The organism is Protofrankia sp. CiT1 (genome assembly GCF_917627335.1).
Taxonomy (GTDB): Bacteria; Actinomycetota; Actinomycetes; order Frankiales; family Frankiaceae; genus Protofrankia.
Genome location: NZ_CAKJTP010000117.1, coordinates 7,532 through 13,669 on the forward strand (window position 1 = coordinate 7,532; position 6,138 = coordinate 13,669).

A 6,138-nucleotide genomic window follows, 5' to 3' on the forward strand; every position below is an offset into this window, starting at 1 on the left:
GGAGCTCCGGAACCCCGATTGGAGTGCTGATTTGTATGTTTGTCTGGCAGCTTGAATTGCCACGGCGCTATGCGAACCCCGCCTGGCCGTGGATACCGTTGTAGCTGCTGAGCCATCCCGTGCTCAGGTGGTCGCCCCGCCAAGAAAACACGCTGACCCCGCGTTCCAGGGCCGGTGCGTGGGCCTCGCGTGCATAGCCGGCGGAACCCTTGGCCTCACCGGAACCGTTGGCGCTACCGGGGCCAGACTCTCCGGTACCCGGATAGGACATCCACTGCCCGGCCGGCGACCCGACGGCGATGTGCTGATCACCCGCCCAGACCACCGCCGCTGTCCCGTTCGGCGTGGTGACCTTCACGCGGTCGTCGGCCTCGGTGACGAGGCTGTCGGTCGCCCGGTCACGCAGCAACGCCACGTATTCCTGGGCATCCAGCTGGCATTGGGCCGGGGCACGGCCCACCGGCCAGTCCGGGGCTGTCACACCGTGTTCGCGGGCGGCTGTGAACAGCAGTGGCACGATGCGCTCCGCTCGCAGCGGGGTCGCCATCTGCTCGCACATCCACAGCAGCCGGCCCGCGCCACGGGTGGGCGCGAGCTGCCGCCAACGGATGCGCCGGCCGAGATCCCCCGCGATGACGGCAACCCACGGCGCGACAGTGGCCAGCTCACCCTGCGCCGCCAGCCAGGCGAAATAACGCGGCATCTCGCTGAGAATCGGCAGCAGGACCGAGGATGGCAGCCCGGCGATTCTCCGCGCCGGCCGGCTGAACGCCCGCGGGCTGTTCGCGACCAGCGCGATCGCGACCTGCGCCAGATCGCCCGGCGCCGCGGCGGTTGACGGAACGAGACCGAGCGCACCTCCTGGGGCGTCAACCAGCTCCAGATATCCCCGGGCGCGCAGCAGCCGTGCCACCCGGGGACGCAGATCGTCCGTCACCGGGGCCTCGGCGAACTGCGGGACACTGACGCTGATCGCCAGCCCGAGCAGCCGCTCGGCGTCCTCGGGGTCGTGGGGCCGCCGGTCGGCCTCCGCGAGCAGGCTCCGCAGCCGCATGCCGATCTTGACCGGAACCATGAACCGGGTCGTCAGCGTGCCCAGCTCGGTGACCCTGAGCACCGTGCCGACATCCGGCTCGGCGACCAGTGCGAGGTACCCACCCTCCACCAGCAGGTCGACGGCATCCCGCACCGGCGTGAGCCCTTCGGCACCCTGATGATAAGCGAGCGTGCTCAGCCACCAGTTCTCCGCGTCGGTGAGGGTGTGGACGCGCCGCTGAGCCGTCTCCGCCAGTAGATGATCGGCAAGACTGTCCGCGATGTGGGAGCGGACCGCGTACCCCTCGACGAGCCGGTTCTGCCAGGTCGCCCGCTCCGTCTCGTCGACGACCAGGTAGGACCATCCCGCGGTCTCCCCGGCACCGACCCGGCCGGCCCGGCCGAACATCTGCTGCACCGTCGCCACATCGATCCTGTCCAGACCGATGCGGGTGTCCCGGACGACGACCGCCCGCGCGGGCAGGTTCACCCCGGCCGCCACCGTCGTCGTCGCGACGAGGACATCCAGAGCGCGGTCACGGAAGGCGCGTTCCGCCTCACGGCGGTACTCCCAGTCCTTGTAGTGCAGGCCCACCCCGGCCGCGGTACACACCTGGTGAACGCGGGAGCCGTCATCCGGGTCGATGCCGCGGATGTCCGCGCCCCGGTCGGCCGCAATCATGAGCGCGGTCACGCGAACGTTGCGCCGGCTTCCGCAGAACACCAGCACGCTGCCACCGTCATCGGTGACCATACGCGTCAACGCCGTGGCCGCCCGCAGCCTGTTGGCGTTGTCGGTCCTACGGTCGGCGGTGGCCGGGATCATCGGCAGCTGCCAGGTCAACCGGGACGGGCGCCACGTGGTCGTCACGACGCGAGCGCCGAGCCACCCGGCGACCTCGTCGACATTTGCGACCGTCGCTGACAGCCCGACGATCCGCACCGGTGATCCCGCACCACGCATCCGGGCCAGCAACGCCTCCAACAGCGGCCCCCGCCCGGCACTGCCCAACAGATGGATCTCGTCGACGACCAGGCAGCCCACCTCACCCAGCGCGACACGCAGCGACGTCGCCCGGCACACCGACTCGAACTTCTCCGTCGTCGACACCCACAGATCGGCCTCGCGGGCCCGCTCCACGTCGACCACGTGCTCACCGGAAAGACGCTCCACCCGCAGCCCCTGCGCACGCCAGGTGGCAAGCTCGCGGTCAAGCTCATCGGTCAGTGACCGCTGCGGCACCAACCAGGCCGCTTTGCGCCCCTCACCGAGGATGGCCTTAAGCGCGGCAAGCATGCCGATCGCGGTCTTGCCCGACCCGGTCGGCGCGGCGACGAGAAGGTGGGTGTTGTCGCGCAGCACGTGCGGCGCGCCCTCCGCCTGTGCCGGGTTCAGCCCGGGATGGGGCAGGTAGGGCAGCCATTCCGCAGGCACGATCGTCCCAGCGTCGACGGGGCTCCAGGCCGGGAGGAACGGCTCGCCATGGTTGTCCCAGGCCAGCTCGAACGCGTCCCGGGCCGCCTCCGCGGCCAATCCAACAACGCCCGCCGTCCGCAGCTTCGCGGTGCTCGTGGCCGGGAGAAAACCGGGTACCGCGCGTAGCGCAGCCAACGCACCATCCGGCCCGACTGTGCTGACCGTCTCCGCCTCGACCCAGCGACGCACCCGTCGATGCGGCACCCCAGCGGCGCTCATCAGCGCACACAGCGCGTCGAAGTCCGCCGCCAGCGGGACCAGCACGCGCACGTCCACCCCGGCCGGCTGGGACGGGACGTCAGCCCACGGATCTGCGATCTTGCACCAGTACAGGAGCCTGCGTTCAGTCACCGGTTGCGGTGTTCCGGGATCAGGCACGGAGACAGCAGTGGGCCCCGGCCGCGGCCCACCCGCCGCAAAGTAACCTGGCGCGAGTCGCGGATCGAGCCGCCCCGCGGCGAGCTTCCAGGCATCCTCAGCGTGAACGACACCCATGCTCATCCCGCCGGGGAGCTGGCCGTCATCGTCGGCGCAGGACCGCGGCGATGCTGCCCTGCGCCGCCGGGGAGCGCTCCGCCGACGCCGCAGCCCACCGAAGGTCCCTACACCCAGATCCGCCAAGGTAAACGTTGCCGCGCAATGCGGGCACACCAGAGCGACGTAGCGTTGCGGCCGTCCGCCGCTCATATCCGATTTTCGGAGGCAGTGTAGCGTGCGGTCGCATCGCGGGCAGCCGCGGGGCGCAACATCGTCGTAGGACCAGCCCGGCTGGCCGAACCGCTCGTGCGCCAGCTGCGGCAAGATCCCCCACCGGGCCTCCGCGATACCCATGACGCTTGTGCGCCCGTCCGTCTCCGCACCGTCGGTGTGAGCGGAGCCCGAGCCATCAGGGCCTGGCCCAGGCCGGTAATGTGAGCCGCTGTCTCCGCCGTCACCAGCGCCGTCACCACTGATGATCAACTCATGGCTGCCGGCCACTCTATCTCTCCGATCACGATCGCCATGATGAGCCGGCCAGATATTCGTTGCATGGGCTCCATCCATTGGCTGGTTGCCTTGTCGGCTGGTAATCGTGCGCAGGCGCCGGGTCAACCGCCCATCCGTGCCACGGACGGGCCCATCAGCCACAGAACGTTCCGGTGCGGACGACTTTTTCGTCGAGCAGCCAGCCGAAGCCGCCGGCTCCTGCGCCGATCTGGGAGATGTAGCCGTAGAGCCAGCTGCCGTCGTTCGCGCAAGCCGCCGCCTTATGATCACGAATAAGGTCTCCCGTTTGACGGATCCCGCACGACCGACGGCCGTAGGATCGGGTAGACGTAGGATCGCGGAACGGTGGCAAGGGGGTGGTCATGGTTATGTTAAATCCACGTCGCCATCCTGCGATATTCGCCATCACGACATCCGTGATCAGTGGCATTGTGCTGGTTCCGTTTACCGGCTTGCTACGAGGCCTGCCGGCCCTTGCCATTCTCACCACATCGGTGCCGGCGTGGCTGGCATTATTGATCACCTGCCCCCTGGCAGCCATGATCATCGGAATTTTCCGCCGCCCACCACCTGCTCGGGCCGAGATATTCCTACTGATGCCGGCATTCAGCCAGAAGCACTGGTTGGCGGAATTGCTACGCAATATCGACCGGTCGCTTGACCGTCGCTTCGACCTCGTGGTCAAGATTCCGGACAGCGACTATGCGGGAACCGCTCAGATCCGCCGTCTCCGGCAGACCCTCACCCGTGACAAAGGCTATATCGCCGGATTCGTCGTAGCCGCCGAGCCGGACGCGACCCGCGAAGATCTCGTGACGCTATGCGCCAAGGCGCCATATCCGATAATTTTCGTCGATGTCCAGCCATTCGCACATGACGCTGACTATCCTACCAACACGGCCTTCGTTGGCTGTTCCGACGAGCTCATCGGCGAGAAAGCAGGTCGCTACACCGCCCGTATCATCGAGCGAAGCCCTGCCGCGCATCCAACTGTCTTGGTTATTGCCACAAACACCCACCGCGGCCGGCAGCGCCGATTCGTAGACGTACTCACCGGCACCTGCCCTCAGGCAACCGTGATCGTAGACGAAGACGGCCTGTTCGCCAGGGACCGCGCACGCGATATCGTTCGACGCCGGCTTGCTGAACTGGCCCGACAAAACAGACCGGTCGATGTGATCTTCTGTACCAGTGACGAGATGGCGCTTGGCGCTCTTGACGCCCTGTACGCGCCCGACGCGGGCGACCAGGCCAGGGGCGTCCGCGTGATCGGTGTGGATGGGACCCGGGAGGCACTCGCGCTCATCAACTCAGGGGGAAGTCCCCTGTGCGCCACCATTGTGCAGGATCCCGCCCGAGTCGCCGAACGCGCGGTGGACCTCATGGAACGCAAGCTACGCGGCGACGACACCCCGAAGCGCAACCATCTTCCCGTAGAACTCTACGCGCTCGACTAACATCTCGACCCGCACGCAGCGGTGCGATCACCCAGACAGCCAGGGAACGTCCGATCTATCACTGAAAGCAACCGCATCGGCGTAGGTCGTCACGACGAATTGACCGGCCGTCGACGCACTGCCGAGCTTGGCTCCCTACAACGGATGACAGGGGAGCAGCAAGGCTGCACGAAGGTCACAACCAGTTGTGATCAGATACATAATGTAGCCACTGTGCAGTGGCGCCCGAATCCACTCTGGAAGAAATCGTGCATATCGGCGCTATTCCGTCTCCTTCGGGCACGACTCGCGGAACACGTCGGTTTGACTGCCGCAGCATGCCACCTCGGGAATCCGCTGGAGCGTGATTGGCGGGCGGGGTCACATGGTCGTAGCGACGCCCGCATCGTGGTGGGAGCAGGGGGTTCGGTAAGCTGATCGCGATCGGGCAGGCTTCTCAACGATGTCCCGCTGGCCGCCGGAGACCGCCCTGCCGGTCAGCAGAACGCAGAGGTTTGGGGTGAGAACATATAGGCGTGGATGACCGTTTACGGGTCGTGCTGGTGGACGACCACGAGATCGTGCGGCAGGGTATCCGGACGATATTAGAGGCCCATGCGGACCTCGTGGTGGTAGGCGAGGCGACGTCGGCGTCAGTGGCTGTCGCACTGGTCGATAGCCACCACCCAGACGTGGTCGTGATGGATGTCCGGCTGGGCGACAGCAGCGGTATCGACGCTACCCGGGAGATCCGTACCCGGCACCCCACCGCACGGGTGCTGATATTGACGTCGTTCCCTGATGAACACGCGCTTATCTCCTCGATCGAGGCCGGTGCCAGTGGTTATGTCCTGAAGCAGATCAGGCGGGACGAGCTGGTCTCGGCCGTGCGTGCCGTCGGCGACGGTCAACATGTCGTGGACAAGGCTGTGACTGGTGTTTTATTGGAACAGGTCCGGGCCGGTACCATCGGCGACCCACACGGCACCGATGAAAGGCTCAGTAGGTTGTCTGCGCAGGAGAAGCGGATTCTGGCGCTTGTCGCTGCGGGTCGGACCAACCGGGAGATCGGCGTCCAACTGCACCTGGCAGAGAAAACAGCCCGTAACTATGTCTCGAACATCCTCGGCAAGCTCGGTCTGTCCCGGCGCACCGAGGCCGCTGCCTACTTGGCCCGGCGTAGCACCCGATCCCAGGGCTCCT

4 protein-coding genes are annotated in these 6,138 nt (G+C 66.8%); 2 read left to right on the forward strand and 2 right to left on the reverse strand.

Translation table 11 applies throughout. The annotated features are described in order from the left end of the window. Positions 1 to 67: 67 nt before the first annotated feature. Both MJ785_RS16315 and MJ785_RS16320 read right to left on the reverse strand, forming a co-directional pair. Positions 68 to 3,013 (reverse strand): DEAD/DEAH box helicase, encoded by a 2,946-nt coding sequence (locus MJ785_RS16315; RefSeq protein ID WP_370652963.1) that lies wholly within the window; start codon positions 3,011 to 3,013, stop codon positions 68 to 70. A 619-nt stretch (positions 3,014 to 3,632) separates the two neighbouring features. Then, positions 3,633 to 3,929, reverse strand: a complete 297-nt coding sequence (locus MJ785_RS16320) for a hypothetical protein (RefSeq protein ID WP_239381606.1) — start codon at positions 3,927 to 3,929, stop codon at positions 3,633 to 3,635. A gap of 1 nt (position 3,930) precedes the next feature. Here MJ785_RS16320 and MJ785_RS16325 point away from each other — a divergent pair, with 1 nt between their 5' ends. Beyond that, positions 3,931 to 4,956 carry a sugar ABC transporter substrate-binding protein gene (locus tag MJ785_RS16325; protein WP_239381608.1) on the forward strand — a complete coding sequence of 342 codons (1,026 nt, stop codon included), beginning with the start codon at positions 3,931 to 3,933 and terminating at the stop codon, positions 4,954 to 4,956. A 515-nt stretch (positions 4,957 to 5,471) separates the two neighbouring features. Continuing rightward, positions 5,472 to 6,138 (forward strand): response regulator transcription factor (locus MJ785_RS16330; RefSeq protein ID WP_308128279.1); only part of this gene is annotated, 667 nt, incomplete at its 3' end.

Excerpts from the sequence above, each read along its gene's own strand:
- MJ785_RS16315 (WP_370652963.1), bottom strand. The coding sequence starts at position 3,013 with ATGAGCATGGGTGTCGTTCACGCTGAGGATGCCTGGAAGCTCGCCGCG.
- MJ785_RS16320 (WP_239381606.1), bottom strand. The coding sequence starts at position 3,929 with ATGCCACTGATCACGGATGTCGTGATGGCGAATATCGCAGGATGGCGA.